The organism is Paludibacter propionicigenes WB4 (assembly GCF_000183135.1).
GTDB lineage: Bacteria > Bacteroidota > Bacteroidia > Bacteroidales > Paludibacteraceae > Paludibacter > Paludibacter propionicigenes.
In genome coordinates this window covers 3,414,407-3,427,992 of sequence record NC_014734.1, presented here as the reverse complement: position 1 = coordinate 3,427,992, position 13,586 = coordinate 3,414,407, and the positions used below count along the sequence as shown (strand labels likewise).

At 39.7% G+C, this 13,586-nt stretch carries 14 protein-coding genes; 10 read left to right on the top strand and 4 right to left on the bottom strand.

Annotated elements, in window-relative coordinates; translation table 11 throughout:
- Nucleotides 1–180: 180 nt before the first annotated feature.
- The gene (locus PALPR_RS14275) at nucleotides 181–2,817 is read right to left on the bottom strand and encodes a valine--tRNA ligase (protein WP_013446366.1); all 2,637 of its coding nucleotides are present in this window, start codon (nucleotides 2,815–2,817) and stop codon (nucleotides 181–183) included.
- Between the two features lie 183 nt (nucleotides 2,818–3,000).
- Between PALPR_RS14275 and PALPR_RS14270 the strand changes: the two genes are divergently transcribed.
- Entirely contained in the window at nucleotides 3,001–3,378 is a 378-nt protein-coding gene (locus tag PALPR_RS14270) for a RidA family protein (RefSeq protein ID WP_013446365.1), read from the top strand.
- A 47-nt stretch (nucleotides 3,379–3,425) separates the two neighbouring features.
- Here the strand turns inward: PALPR_RS14270 and fmt are convergent, their stop codons facing one another.
- Complete coding sequence (fmt, locus tag PALPR_RS14265) at nucleotides 3,426–4,364, bottom strand: methionyl-tRNA formyltransferase (protein WP_013446364.1); 939 nt, start codon at nucleotides 4,362–4,364, stop codon at nucleotides 3,426–3,428.
- A gap of 106 nt (nucleotides 4,365–4,470) precedes the next feature.
- Nucleotides 4,471–5,343 (bottom strand): NAD kinase, encoded by an 873-nt coding sequence (locus tag PALPR_RS14260; RefSeq protein WP_013446363.1) that lies wholly within the window; start codon nucleotides 5,341–5,343, stop codon nucleotides 4,471–4,473.
- A gap of 266 nt (nucleotides 5,344–5,609) precedes the next feature.
- On the opposite strand from PALPR_RS14260, the gene PALPR_RS14255 reads away from it, so the two are divergent.
- The 3 genes from PALPR_RS14255 to PALPR_RS14245 all read left to right on the top strand — a co-directional run bounded on the left by PALPR_RS14255 (nucleotide 5,610) and on the right by PALPR_RS14245 (nucleotide 7,827).
- Entirely contained in the window at nucleotides 5,610–6,323 is a 714-nt protein-coding gene (locus PALPR_RS14255; RefSeq protein WP_013446362.1) for a pyridoxine 5'-phosphate synthase, read from the top strand.
- A 73-nt stretch (nucleotides 6,324–6,396) separates the two neighbouring features.
- Nucleotides 6,397–7,278, top strand: coding sequence for an energy transducer TonB family protein (locus PALPR_RS14250; protein ID WP_013446361.1), 882 nt, complete (start codon nucleotides 6,397–6,399; stop codon nucleotides 7,276–7,278).
- A 6-nt stretch (nucleotides 7,279–7,284) separates the two neighbouring features.
- Entirely contained in the window at nucleotides 7,285–7,827 is a 543-nt protein-coding gene (locus tag PALPR_RS14245; RefSeq protein WP_013446360.1) for a DJ-1 family glyoxalase III, read from the top strand.
- An 89-nt stretch (nucleotides 7,828–7,916) separates the two neighbouring features.
- Here the strand turns inward: PALPR_RS14245 and PALPR_RS14240 are convergent, their stop codons facing one another.
- Complete coding sequence (locus tag PALPR_RS14240) at nucleotides 7,917–8,225, bottom strand: HU family DNA-binding protein (RefSeq protein ID WP_473225131.1); 309 nt, start codon at nucleotides 8,223–8,225, stop codon at nucleotides 7,917–7,919.
- 282 nt (nucleotides 8,226–8,507) lie between these two features.
- Here PALPR_RS14240 and PALPR_RS14235 point away from each other — a divergent pair, with 282 nt between their 5' ends.
- The 6 genes from PALPR_RS14235 to PALPR_RS14210 all read left to right on the top strand — a co-directional run bounded on the left by PALPR_RS14235 (nucleotide 8,508) and on the right by PALPR_RS14210 (nucleotide 13,559).
- A complete protein-coding gene (locus PALPR_RS14235) occupies nucleotides 8,508–9,299 on the top strand; it encodes a rhomboid family intramembrane serine protease (protein ID WP_013446358.1) in 792 nt (263 codons plus the stop codon).
- A 13-nt stretch (nucleotides 9,300–9,312) separates the two neighbouring features.
- Nucleotides 9,313–10,206, top strand: coding sequence for a rhomboid family protein (locus PALPR_RS14230; RefSeq protein WP_013446357.1), 894 nt, complete (start codon nucleotides 9,313–9,315; stop codon nucleotides 10,204–10,206).
- Between the two features lie 42 nt (nucleotides 10,207–10,248).
- Entirely contained in the window at nucleotides 10,249–11,358 is a 1,110-nt protein-coding gene (locus PALPR_RS14225; protein WP_013446356.1) for an endonuclease/exonuclease/phosphatase family protein, read from the top strand.
- A gap of 32 nt (nucleotides 11,359–11,390) precedes the next feature.
- Nucleotides 11,391–11,771: a glycine cleavage system protein GcvH gene (gene gcvH / locus PALPR_RS14220; protein ID WP_013446355.1), complete on the top strand. Its 381-nt coding sequence runs from the start codon at nucleotides 11,391–11,393 to the stop codon at nucleotides 11,769–11,771.
- A gap of 88 nt (nucleotides 11,772–11,859) precedes the next feature.
- Nucleotides 11,860–12,366 carry a 5-(carboxyamino)imidazole ribonucleotide mutase gene (gene purE, locus PALPR_RS14215; RefSeq protein WP_013446354.1) on the top strand — a complete coding sequence of 169 codons (507 nt, stop codon included), beginning with the start codon at nucleotides 11,860–11,862 and terminating at the stop codon, nucleotides 12,364–12,366.
- Between the two features lie 53 nt (nucleotides 12,367–12,419).
- Nucleotides 12,420–13,559 (top strand): thioredoxin-like domain-containing protein, encoded by a 1,140-nt coding sequence (locus PALPR_RS14210; protein WP_013446353.1) that lies wholly within the window; start codon nucleotides 12,420–12,422, stop codon nucleotides 13,557–13,559.
- The last annotated feature ends 27 nt before the right edge of the window (nucleotides 13,560–13,586 follow it).

The following is a 13,586-nucleotide window of genomic DNA, read 5'->3' as shown; positions in this document are numbered from 1 at the left end:
TTTACACACCATCCGACAAGCGGCATATAGCCGCTGCTCGGTATTATAACTGCCATTTGCGACTAGTTTTGAGATGCTTGAAAGCGAACAGCCGTTTCTTTTACGGCTTGTCGCGTTATCAAACAATACGAAATGAATCTATTAATCATCCGGCAAGCGACAAAAGCCGCTGCCCGGAATTTATTTCTTCAAAGCTTCAATTCCTTCTTTCAATGAAGCAATTTTACTTTCAGCATCCGCTTTTTTCTTGCGTTCGGCTTCTACCACTTCCGGTTTGGCGTTTGCCACAAAGCGTTCGTTGCCAAGTTTTTTCATTACCGATTCAATAAATCCTTCGAAGTATTTGATCTCAGCTTCCATTTTGGCGATTTCTTCTTCGGCATTAATCAGGCTACCCATAGGGATAGAAAATTCGGTTGTACCAACAAGAAATGAAATAGAACCGGCTGCTTTGTCGGTCACATTCTCAATTGTTTCCAGATTACCCAATTTAGCCACCACAGCGTTGAACTGAGTGAGACTGTCACTTTCAGAGACGGCCTCACTAGGTATTATCTGCAAGCTCAAGCTTTCTTTATTCGGAATGTTTTTCTGCAAACGCACAGTACGGATTCCAGCAATAATTTCTTTAGCATATTCAAACTCAGCAATCAGTTTTTCGTCAACTTCCGCAGCTTTTGGTTGCAATGCCACCATGATGCTTTCGCCGTCTTTACGGTCTTCAAGCGCTTGCCAAAGTTCCTCGGTGATAAATGGCATAAACGGATGCAATACTTTCAACAACGAATCGAAGAAACCAAGCGTAGCTTCATAGGTGGTACGGTCGATTGGCTTTTGGTAAGCCGGTTTTGCCATTTCCAAATACCATGACGAGAATTCATCCCAGAACAGCTTGTAAACTGCCATCAAAGCTTCCGATAAACGATATTTCGAGAATAAATCTTCAATTTCGAGTAATGTTTTGTTCAATTGCGCTTCGAACCATTTTACCGCCATGCGAGCCGATTCTGGTTGCTCGATATCGGCTACTTCCCAACCTTTTACTAAGCGGAAAGCATTCCAGATTTTATTATTGAAGTTACGGCCTTGTTCGCAAAGGCTGTCGTCATAAGGCAAATCGTTTCCGGCAGGCGAAGTCAGCAACATACCCAGACGTACCGCATCTGCACCATATTGCGCAATCAAATCCAACGGATCGGGCGAGTTACCGAGCGATTTCGACATCTTACGACCCAATTTATCGCGAACGATACCGGTCAGATAAACATTTTTGAACGGCATTTCGCCGCGGTATTCGTATCCGGCAATAATCATACGAGCCACCCAGAAGAACAAAATTTCAGGAGCAGTCACCAAATCATTGGTTGGATAGTAGTATTTTATTTCCTCATTCTCGGGATTGTTAATGCCATCGAAAACTGAGATAGGCCATAACCACGATGAGAACCAGGTATCCAAACAATCTTCGTCCTGACGCAAGTCATCAATGGATAATGGATAGTTGACAATGGCCAATGCCTTTTGGTATGCTTCTTCTTTTGATAAAGCCACAACAAATCCGCCTTGTGGTAAGAAATAAGCAGGTATGCGATGTCCCCACCAAAGCTGACGCGAAATACACCAGTCTTTCACGTTTTCCATCCAGTGACGATAGGTATTTTTGAATTTGGCAGGATACAACTGAATATCGTCGCTCATTACAGCATTTAGAGCTGGTTTTGCCAACTCTTCCATTTTCATAAACCATTGCATCGAAAGCTTTGGTTCAATAACCGCATCGGTACGTTCAGAGAATCCAACTTTGTTGGTGTATGGCTCTACTTTTTCTAGTAAGCCCGCCGCTTCGAGGTCTTTTTCTATTTGTTTGCGAACATCAAAACGATCGAGTCCTGCATATTGCGCACCGTTTTCGTTCAAAGTTCCGTTATCATTGAAAATATCGATAGATGGCAGATTGTATTTTTCGCCCAACATGTAGTCGTTCACGTCGTGCGCCGGAGTTACTTTCAGGCAACCTGTTCCAAATTCAATATCCACATAATCGTCTTCAATTACCGGAATTACACGGTTAATCAACGGAACAATTACCTTTTTACCCTTCAAATGTGCATTTTTAGGGTCGTTCGGGTTGATACACATAGCAGTATCGCCCATGATAGTTTCGGGGCGAGTGGTAGCCACAACAGCATACCCATCTTCGCCTTCAATTTTATAGCGCAGATAAAACAGTTTACCTTGTTGCTCTTTGAAAATTACTTCTTCGTCCGACAGTGCTGTCAACGCTTTTGGATCCCAGTTTACCATGCGTACGCCGCGATAAATAAGGCCTTTTTCGTATAAATCGGCAAACACTTTCAATACACTTTCCGAGCGTGGCTCATCCATGGTGAACGCTGTTCGATCCCAATCGCACGAAGCACCCAATTTTTTCAACTGCTCCAGAATAATTCCACCGTGTTTGTGTGTCCAGTCCCAAGCATGACTCAAGAATTCTTCGCGGGTCAGGTCGGTTTTCTTGATTCCTTCGGCAGCAAGTTTACCTACCACTTTGGCTTCGGTAGCAATAGAAGCGTGGTCCGTTCCCGGAACCCAACAAGCATTTTTGCCCTGCATACGCGCCCGACGAACCAACACATCCTGAATGGTATTGTTGAGCATGTGCCCCATGTGCAACACACCGGTTACATTTGGCGGAGGAATAACAATGGTGTAAGGTTCACGACCATCAGGTTTTGAACTAAAAAAGCCATTGTCCAGCCAATATTGATACCATTTTGATTCGATGTCAGTGGGATTGTATTTACTTGCGAGTTCCATTTTATATTTTTTGATTTACGAATTTACGATTTACGATTGCATTGAAAGTTACAATCTATTCTTTCTCAGAGCTATAAAAACTCTTGGTTCTGAATTTTTCAAGACTGCAAAGATAAAAAAAAATGAGGGTATTAGAAAATAAAAATATTTATCTTTGTGGTCAAATTATTAAGAACAAAAAACATGAAGAAAATTATCAACACAGTAAATGCTCCGGCCGCCATTGGCCCATACAGTCAGGCAGTTGAAGCAAACGGAACTTTGTATATTTCAGGACAATTACCTATAAATCCAGCAGTAGGAAAAATTGAGGCAACTGATATTACTGCACAAACCGAACAGGCTTTTGCCTATATCAATGCAATTCTGACTGAGGCAGGATATACGTTTGCTGATGTAGTGAAGTCGACAGTTTTCCTGTCGGACATTGCCGATTTTGCAGGTATGAACGAAGTGTACAAGAAATACTACCAAACAGAATGCCCCGCTCGTTCGGCATTTGCAGTGAAGGCTTTGCCACTGGGTGCTTTGGTAGAGATTGAAACGATAGCGGTGAAATAAAAATACAACTTTTCCAAAGTTTAAAACTTCGGAAAAGTTGTATTCAATCAAAACCGCATTCCGCGCAACAATTCTCCTATTTCCATGCGTTTTTTGCCCGGCGCCTGAACCGATTTTAATTGAATAAATCCGTCAGTCAAAGCAATCTTAGCAGATTTCTTTCCGTCGGTTACAATAGTACCTACCGCCAAGTCGTGCTTTTCAAATTCTTTTTCCGTTTCATAAACTTTCAGCACAACGGTTTCAGCTTGTCCCGGAAACTGAAGTTCCACCCACGCTGCCGGATAAGGCGACAGTCCACGAACAAAATTATAAACCCGCTCCACACCCCACAATAAATCTATCTGACAAGTTTCTTTGAAAATTTTAGGAGCTGCTTTTAGCTCTACGCCCGAATGAATAAATTGAGCCTGATCAACCGCATCAATTTTGCCTTCGATAAGCATATCCACCGTTTTCTTCACCAGCTTCGCTCCCATTTCCATCAGCTTATCGTGCACAATGCCCGCATTATCGGTTTCGGCAATGGCAATTTTCTCTTGTTGGATAATCTTACCCGTATCAATTTCGTGGGTAAGGAAAAAAGTCGTTGCACCGGTTTCTTTATCACCATTAATGATAGCCCAATTGATGGGTGCAGCACCGCGATATTGCGGAAGCAGCGAAGCATGCAAGTTGAATGTTCCGTATTTTGGCATATCCCAAACCACCTCAGGCAACATGCGGAATGCCACCACAATTTGCAGATCGGCTTGCAAACTGCGTAATTCTTCCAAAAAAGCTTCGTCTCTTAATTTCTCGGGTTGCAGCAATCGCAGGTTTTGCTCCAACGCGTATTGTTTTACCGCCGAATACTGAACTTTGTGTCCACGTCCGGCAGGTTTATCGGGCATGGTAATCACCCCAACAACATCATATTTATTCTCAACCAATATTTTCAGGCTCGCCACCGCAAAATCCGGTGTGCCCATAAAAACTATTCTCATTCTAAAAAATTATTTGTTTCGAGTTAGTTACTTCGTGTTATTTCAATGACAACTAATAACGTCCGAAGGACTAATATCCAATAATATCGCCGAAGGCAACTTTCAATTAATTTCTCTTATCCACTCCCCACATCAACTTATTTTTCAATGTATCGAAAAAAGTATGATTCAATTGCTTAATGACTTTAATTGTATAATCCGCCTTGGTAATCTTTAGTTTAGTGGAAAGATCCAACACCATTGAACGCCCATCCAACGCCACCAGATAACACTGACTACGACTACTGACTTCCAGCTCAAACGTCCATGTATCGGGAACTATCAGCGGCCTAACATTCAAACTATGTGAAGCAATGGGCGACAAAATGAAATTCCCAGCTTCAGGAACTACCAATGGACCGCCCACGCTCATCGAATAGGCCGTCGAACCTGTTGGAGTAGACACCAGCAAACCATCGGCATGGTAAGTGTGAACCTTCTCGCCATTTACACTGGCCGTAATACTCATCATAGACGAGCTGTCCTGCTTTAAAACCGAAACCTCATTCAACGCATACGGATAGTCAAAAGCTGTACCATCCGAGGTTTCAACAGCAAGCAACGTTCTGTCCTGTATGCTGTATTTTTTTGCCAGAACAGCATCCAGCGCCGGCACAATTTCCTCCGTCGACACATCGGCCAAAAAACCCAAACGTCCGGTGTTAATGCCTAAAATGGGGATTTGCTTTCGACCGATTCTGGCAGCAGTATTCAGAAATGTACCATCACCTCCAATACTCAATGCTATATCAGCTTCGAAATTATCATCCAGAATAATTTCAGTACGCGTCATGTCACAAGCGCCATGCTCACTCACAAATTCATACAATTCCTTATTGAGCAAAAGCACAACATCCTTACTTTCAAAATACTCAAACAAAATCTGAACATGCGACAGCAACACACTCCGATAGATATTTCCAAAAAGGGCTATTCTCATAATGTCATGAAATTAATACATTTCAAAAGTCGGTTGAAAATATGTTTAACACCATTTACCCTTCCGCTTCTAAAAGTTTAAAAATAAATGAAAGATAACTGTAAACAGACAAGCTTCCGTTTTTTTAATTATTTTTGTAGCAGAAATAGCTTCTGATATCAAAAGCTATGCAAAGGAACTAAATGAAAATGACACATGCAAGTGTTTTTTAATAATGACATGGTAGATATAAAAATACCACGTAAAGCAATAGACTAAAAAGAACTATGACAAAACTAAGCGTTAATATCAATAAAGTAGCTACCATTCGAAATGCCAGAGGCGGAAATGTTCCTAATGTATGCCAGGTGGCCTTAGACTGTGAGAAATTTGGAGCCGAAGGAATTACAGTTCATCCCCGCCCCGACGAAAGACACATACGATATGCCGATGTATGGGATTTGAAGCCGCTGCTAAAAACCGAATTCAACATAGAAGGCTATCCATCGCCCGACTTTATAAAGCTTGTCAAATCCGTAAAACCACATCAGGTTACATTAGTACCTGATCCGCCAGAAGCCATCACCTCAAGTGCCGGTTGGGATACAATCACCCATCTGGAATTTCTGAAAGAAGTGGTTGCCGATTTTCAAAGCGTAGGAATAAGAGTTTCGATATTTATTGACACTGACCTGAAGAATATTGAGTTCGCGGCTAAAACCGGAACTGACCGTGTAGAGTTATATACCGAACCCTACGCCACTGATTACCCAAAAGATCGGGAGAAAGCTATAGCCCCATTTGTAGCTGCAGCTAAACTTGCCAAAGGACTGGGGCTTGGACTCAACGCAGGACATGATTTAAGTCTTGAAAATCTGGCCTACATGCATAAATTTATCCCCTGGATAGACGAAGTCTCAATTGGGCATGCTCTTATTGCGGATGCTTTATATTTTGGACTTGAAGACACAATAAAGCGTTACAAAAAGCAGTTAGAGTAAAAACAGCTGATAAAACGGTACGAAATTTGCGATTTCAATCCGAAAAAATGGAGCATTTAAACATCTACTAAAAATGACATATACGTTTAGCAAGTCACAGTCTTTTAATCAGACGAATACAAACCATCTGAGAAAGTCAAATATTTACGCTTTAATCGGATCTTCTTTGTCTTGCCTGATAATATTTCTGATATTGTGGTTTGCCGTTTTGCCATCGCTCACCCAAAAACCTGTAGAAGAAGGTCTTATGGTTGCTTTTGGCGATAGCGACGATGGAGGTGGCTCAGGAGAAATGTCGGCAGGAAGTGCCACACCCTTCAAGCCGATGGTGGAACGCACCCAACCTCAACAAGTCAGGCAAGCCACTACTACTTCAAAAGCAGTGGACGAAAAGTTTATGACCCAACAAAACAACTCTGTTGCCATTGCCGAACAAAACGAGAAGAAACGCATTAAAAAAGAACAGGAAGAGCAGGAATTACAACAGCAACAATTAAACAAACGGATAGCCGAGCAAAAAAGAAAAGAACAGGAAGCTATCAACAAGGCCAGTTCGGTAAACGGTTTGTTCGGTAACGGAAATGGAAGCAAAAGCGGTACCGGCTCCGGAAATGGAACAGGAAAAGGCATTGGTAACGGTTCCGGCAACGGAATACAGGGAAATCCGGCCGGTAGAGGAACTTCGGGCGTAGGCTCAAGTTTCAGACTCGGAAACCGCTCTTATGCAGGAAACCCTGCTAAACCTAATTATCCGAAAGACATCGAAGGAAAAATAACTGTCAATATCAGAGTCGATGAAAACGGCGTGGTAACCGGAACTTCCATCGGTTCGCCTACTACTATTTCTGACGCAGAAATGCGCAGAGAAGCCATGTCCGCCGCCAACAAAACAAAATTTACCCAAGGCAAAGGTATTGAGACAGGAACTATCACTTACAACTATAAATTAGAATAAAACACAATGAAAGCTTATATATTCCTCGCTGATGGTTTTGAAGAAATTGAAGCCATTGCCCCTATCGACATATTCAGACGTGCCAAAATAGAAGTTGCGACTGTTTCTATCTCCGAAAACAGAATAGTACAAGGTGCGCATGGAATCCCCGTCATAGCCGATTTTCTGTTTACACAAACAGATTTTTCAGACAATGATATATTGTACCTTCCCGGCGGAATGCCCGGAACAAAAAATCTGGATGCTCACACAGGTCTGAAGAAACTAATTAACAGACAAATTGCTGACAACAAAAATCTCGCTGCTATTTGTGCTGCTCCGTCTATATTAGGCAAAATGGGACTTCTTGAAGGAAAAGAAGCTACATGTTACCCCGGGTTTGAAGATCAACTGCACGGTGCAATATTATCTAAGAATAAAATTGTAAAGTCAGGAAATATACATTCAGCCAAAGGAGCAGGCGTCGCAGTGCAATTTGCGTTGAAACTGGTTGAAGAATTAAAAGGTCGGGAGGAAGCTCAGAAACTGGCCGATTCTATCTGTCTGTAAAAAGAAACGAACCTTCATCATCTTAGTCTTTAAAACAAAAAAAAGGAACACGTTTCCATATTCCTTTTCAACAAGACAATGCTTTAATCTTAGTTTACTGCAGCTGTCAATTCAGCTCCCGCTTTAAATTTAGCAACTTTTTTTGCAGCAATTTTGATTGGTTGCTTTGTAGCTGGGTTGATGCCCGAGCGAGCCGAACGTTCAGATACTGAGAAAGTACCGAAACCAACTAAACTAACTTTATCGCCTGCAACAAGGGCGTCAGATACACTTTTAACTACTGCGTCAAGAGCTTTTTTTGCGTCAGCTTTACTTAGACCTGCTTCAGCAGCGATGGCATTGATTAATTCTGCTTTGTTCATAAGATTTTGATTTTTTTTATTAGAAACTATAAACATAAATTTTTGATTCTGCAAATGTAGTGGTTTGGAAATAATAAACAAGCGTATAATTTAAAAAAAATCACTTTATTTTACATCTTTTCCAAAAATATGTTAGAAAACATATTTTTGGAGTATTTTTCACTACTTTTGTGTAGCAGAATGCAGGTAGTAAGGCAGTTTGGCATGTTTCATCCGACTGCTTTATGAATTAATTTTGAACTTTTATTTAGTTCCTGTTTATTCCAACAGAAAGACTCGAAACATATTCTAAAAAACACTCTCATTATTTCATTAAAAATGAACAATTACAGGTCATCTTTTCTAAGCTCTATACCACCGGTTGTAAAAAATTTAATTGCTATAAATTTAATATTATGGCTTGCAAGTGTACTAACCCCGGGTTTACTAAGCCGTTTTGGAGCAGGCACCGAATTATCAGACATCCTGGGAATGCACTATTGGGCATCCTCAAAATTTAATCCGGCACAATTAATCACCTACATGTTCATGCATGGTGGCTTTGAACACCTCTTCTTTAATATGTTTGCTCTATACATGTTTGGTGGCATTCTTGAACGATTATGGGGTCCTAAACGTTTTCTGTTTTATTATTTAGTCACAGGCGTTGGAGCTGCTATTATTCAACAGGCTTTCTGGTCTATCGAATATCATTCAGTCATTAAAGCTCTGGACGATGCAATATCAGCAAACTCTGGACAAGTTCTACTTAACAGTTCAAGCAGTATAGGTCAATATTTCAGGTTAGAGAATATATCTTCGTTTGATGCTCCGGCCTTAATTGAGATGAAACGGTTGTTTTTAAACATGCCTATCACCGTCGGTGCCTCGGGAGCAGTATTTGGGTTACTTTTGGCATTTGGTTGGTTATTTCCTAATCAGGAACTTTACGTTATGTTTATTCCGATTCCGATAAAAGCAAAATACTTCGTATTCTTTTATGGAATTATTGAATTATTCATGGGTGTTGCACAATTTTCAGGTGATAGCATAGCCCATTTTGCTCATTTGGGTGGAATGCTTTTTGGCGCTATTCTGATAATGTACTGGAAAAAGAAAAGACTTTTTTAAGCTCATCAAGAAAATGGATGCTTTCGAAAAACTCAAGCTTACTTTCCGTCAGGGAAATTCGCTTATAAAACTCATTTACATCAATGTCGGCATATTTATAATTATAAATGTGCTAGACATATTACTCAAACTATTCAAAATTTCTCCAGAAATAAACTTCGCGGATTATTTCAAAGTACCTTCTAATGTAAGTTTGCTCTTAACTCAGTTTTGGTCAGTTTTTTCTTACATGTTTTTACATGAGAGTCTTTCACATATTTTTTTCAATATGTTCTCCCTCTTCTGGTTTGGCAGAATTTTCTTATTGTATTTTTCTGAAAAACAATTAGTAGGACTTTATGTAATTGGGGGTTTGGTTGCTGCCCTGACCTATGTTTCTGCATTCAATTTAATTCCTTATTATGCGCCTCTTGTCAGTCAGAGTCTGTTACTGGGAGCTTCCGGATCTATCATGGCTATCATTGTTGCGACAGCATTCCAATCGCCTAACATGGAATTACAACTTCTTTTTATCGGTAATGTAAAATTGAAATACATTGCCGCCGTGGCCGTTTTAACCAGTTTCTTTGGTTTAACATCGAACAACTCGGGAGGTCAATTAGCACATCTTGGCGGAGCTTTGGCGGGTTATATATTTGTTGTATCTTTGCATCAAGGTACAGATTTGAGCAAAGGAGTCAGTAGAATACTGGATGTATTTTCAAACCTGTTTCGCCCTAAAAAACTGAAAGTTAAGACAAATCCTAACTATCGGAAAGCAAAGATGACTGATGCAGAGTTTAATGCAAATAAAGCCCGAAAAATGGCGGAAATTGACAAAATTCTGGACAAGATTAAAACTTCGGGATACGAAAGTTTATCGACGGAAGAAAAAAAACGTTTATTTGAACAGGGGAACAAAAACTAGTTCATAATTTAGAAGTTATGAATATCGAATTAATTGAAAATCATGTTTGGAAGGATTTTAGTAAAATGGGTAATGATAGCCTCAAATATATTTGCAGCTACTCTTATGCTCGTTATTTTAATTGGTTCGGTACTGAGTCCTGCTAAATTTGTTTTACCCGCTTATTGCACGCTTGCTTTTCCGGCTATTATCGTTGCGAATATCGGATTTGTTGTATTTTGGCTTTTAGCCCGCAAGTGGCTATTTTTGTTATCTCTAAGTCTTTTAATTTTTTCAGCATCCGAAATCAATAATACTTACCCTGTACATCTGGGAAATATCAATCAACAATCTGAAACTACTTCTGGAACATTTAAATTACTGTCATACAACACTAAAATGTGTGGAGATTTAAAGAAACACACTGCAGAAAATCACAACAAGGTCATTCAGTATGCAATAGATTCGAATGCAGATATAATTTGTTTACAAGAGTTCACAGTGAGTGGCAGCAATGAATATCTCACCATGGAAGATATAAATAAAGCTTTTGCGAAATATCCATACAAGCATATTCAATTCAGGCAGAAAAACAGTAAAGAGAATGGAGTAGCCACCTTCTCTAAATTTCCAATTGTCAGCAAACAAAAAATCAATTATCCGTCAGCATACAATAATTCAATTCTTTCGGATATAAATATCAACGGCAAAATTGTTCGGGTTATCAATAATCATCTGGAATCTAACAGATTGACTGAATACGATAAAGCAATGCCCGCTAAACTCAAAAATAACTGGGACACAAATAAGTTAACACGGGTAACGAGGCATTTTACGAATAAACTTGGATCTGCTTTCAAAATAAGGGCAGTTCAGGCAGATACAGTGGCTGGGGTAATTGCCAATTCACCATACAAGGTTATCGTTTGTGGTGATTTCAACGACGTTCCGTCTTCCTATACTTACACCAAAGTTAAAGGCTCTTTGAAAGATGCCTTTGCCGAGACAGGAACAGGACTAGGGTGGACTTTCAACGAAAGATATTATCATTTCCGAATTGATTATGTCTTTTTTGACCCAACTGCATATTCAATAATTGATTATAAAACGGACAAAGTGAACTACTCCGATCATTACCCGGTTTTGTGTCAGATTAAAATCAACAACAATTAAAACATATAACACATCTAAAAAAACAGATCATTATGAATGTACCAGCAAATTTAAAGTATACAAAAGAGCATGAATGGATTCGTTTAGAAGGTACCACTGCTTTTGTAGGAATTACTGATTATGCCCAAAGTGAATTAGGCGAAATTGTTTTTGTCGAAGTTGAAACTGTAGGTGAAACACTTGCAGAGGGAGACGTTTTCGGAACAGTTGAAGCCGTTAAAACCGTTTCGGATTTATACTTGCCAATCGATGGCAAAATTTTGGAATTCAATGAAGGCTTGGAAGACAAACCTGAGTTGGTTAACGAAGATCCGTATGGTGAAGGTTGGATGATAAAAATCGAAGTTTCTGATGCCGCACAGGCTGAATCACTCCTTTCTGCATCTGAATACGAAGCATTAATTGGAGCCTAAATAACCCATTAAACTGTTTTGTTAGTTGCTGTATGGCAACTAACAAAACTGCAAACGTTACAAAGTTTATCCGAAATTATAAAATCACATGAAACCGAAAGTTAGTATAATCATGGGTAGCACTTCAGATTTACCCGTTATGGAAAAAGCTGCTGCACTGCTTAACGAATTTGAGATTCCATTCGAAATAAATGCACTATCAGCTCATAGAACTCCGCGCGAAGTGGAGAAATTTGCTACAAATGCCTGCGAAAATGGAATACAAGTTATAATTGCAGCCGCCGGTATGGCAGCGCACCTTCCGGGTGTTATTGCTTCTATGACAACTGTCCCTGTAATCGGTGTTCCAATTAACGCAAGTCTTGATGGCATGGATGCTTTATTAGCCATAGTACAAATGCCTCCGGGTATTCCTGTTGCAACTGTTGGAATAAACGGAGCTTTGAATGCGGGAATCTTGGCAGTACAAATGTTGGCTGTAGGTGATGCTGAGCTGCAAAAGAAACTGAGCAAGTACAAAGACAATCTGAAACAAAAAATTGTTGAAGCAAACGAGCAACTCTCTCAGGTAAAATACAAATTCAAAACGAATTAATTCGAAAAACGCACCCAAACTGATTTTTAATACATAACCGGAAAATTCACAGCATGAAAAAAACACTTGCCATCATCCTTGTTTTAGCAGGATTATATTCTTGTAAACAACATAATAAATTTCATATCAGTGGAAAAATAGCTGATGCAAAAGGAGAAATGTTGTATTTCGAGCACAGTGGTTTAATGAAAACGACAGTCATTGATTCAACTAAACTAGGCACTAATGGTGAATTTAGTTTTAAGTCAACACGTCCTGCATATCCGGATTTTTATCGCTTAAGACTAAGTAACGATAAAATTATCACATTTGCTGTAGACTCATGTGAGGACATAAGTATCGAAGCAAAATCTGCGAGATTTGCTACCGACTACAAGTTAACCGGTTCCGAGACCTCTTTACAGATACAGAAGCTCCGTCAATCGGTCATGGATATTCAGGAAAAAGCAAACCTGTTGGCTACCATTAGTCCTGAAAAGCAAAATGCTGAAATAGAAAAAATCGAACAGCAAATTGAAGCCCATAAAAAGATAGCAGAAGCTCTAATCCTCAAGAACCCTCGTTCGTTAGCGGCGTATTTTGCTCTTTATCAAAAAGTAAACAACTCGTTCTTGTTTTCTCCTTACATAAAATCCGACAAGGCATATTATGCTGCCGTAGCTACTTCATTCAACTCATTTATGCCGGATTATGACAGGAGTAAAAATATCTACAGCTTGGTTTTGGATGCTATTAAAACAGAAAGGACTCAAAGGGGAAAAGAAGCATGGAAAGAAGTTTTAGCAAAACATTCAACCGGCTACATAGACATTGCATTGCCTGACAAGAATAATGTAGTACGCAAACTTTCTCAGTTAGAGGGCAAAGTTATTTTAATTGACTTCTCTACACATGAGGTTTCCGAAAGTGTCGATTACACTTTTGCTCTTCGTGAATTGTATAATAAATACCACAATCGGGGTTTTGAAATTTACCAAATATCGTTGGATCAAAACAAATCGCTGTGGAAACAATCTGTCGCAAATATACCTTGGGTATGCGTTCGCGATGAGGATGGACCTAATACAAGAGTTATATCTTCGTACAATGTATCAATCGTCCCAACTACATTTTTAATGAATAGAAAAGGGATAATTATCGGAAGGGATTTCAGTTTAGAAGATTTAAAGAGCGAGATAGAGAAGTCACTCTAACCGAATTAACCGTAATCAATTCAAGCC

What these genes read in the sequence shown, in the direction of transcription:
- PALPR_RS14235 (WP_013446358.1), top strand. Translation starts at nt 8,508, where the DNA reads ATGAACAATTACAGGTCATCTTTTCTAAGCTCTATACCACCGGTTGTA.
- PALPR_RS14275 (WP_013446366.1), bottom strand. Translation starts at nt 2,817, where the DNA reads ATGGAACTCGCAAGTAAATACAATCCCACTGACATCGAATCAAAATGG.
- PALPR_RS14250 (WP_013446361.1), top strand. Translation starts at nt 6,397, where the DNA reads ATGACATATACGTTTAGCAAGTCACAGTCTTTTAATCAGACGAATACA.
- PALPR_RS14210 (WP_013446353.1), top strand. Translation starts at nt 12,420, where the DNA reads ATGAAAAAAACACTTGCCATCATCCTTGTTTTAGCAGGATTATATTCT.
- purE (WP_013446354.1), top strand. Translation starts at nt 11,860, where the DNA reads ATGAAACCGAAAGTTAGTATAATCATGGGTAGCACTTCAGATTTACCC.
- gcvH (WP_013446355.1), top strand. Translation starts at nt 11,391, where the DNA reads ATGAATGTACCAGCAAATTTAAAGTATACAAAAGAGCATGAATGGATT.
- PALPR_RS14270 (WP_013446365.1), top strand. Translation starts at nt 3,001, where the DNA reads ATGAAGAAAATTATCAACACAGTAAATGCTCCGGCCGCCATTGGCCCA.
- PALPR_RS14255 (WP_013446362.1), top strand. Translation starts at nt 5,610, where the DNA reads ATGACAAAACTAAGCGTTAATATCAATAAAGTAGCTACCATTCGAAAT.
- fmt (WP_013446364.1), bottom strand. Translation starts at nt 4,364, where the DNA reads ATGAGAATAGTTTTTATGGGCACACCGGATTTTGCGGTGGCGAGCCTG.
- PALPR_RS14260 (WP_013446363.1), bottom strand. Translation starts at nt 5,343, where the DNA reads ATGAGAATAGCCCTTTTTGGAAATATCTATCGGAGTGTGTTGCTGTCG.
- PALPR_RS14245 (WP_013446360.1), top strand. Translation starts at nt 7,285, where the DNA reads ATGAAAGCTTATATATTCCTCGCTGATGGTTTTGAAGAAATTGAAGCC.
- PALPR_RS14240 (WP_473225131.1), bottom strand. Translation starts at nt 8,225, where the DNA reads ATGTTTATAGTTTCTAATAAAAAAAATCAAAATCTTATGAACAAAGCA.
- PALPR_RS14230 (WP_013446357.1), top strand. Translation starts at nt 9,313, where the DNA reads ATGGATGCTTTCGAAAAACTCAAGCTTACTTTCCGTCAGGGAAATTCG.
- PALPR_RS14225 (WP_013446356.1), top strand. Translation starts at nt 10,249, where the DNA reads ATGTTTGGAAGGATTTTAGTAAAATGGGTAATGATAGCCTCAAATATA.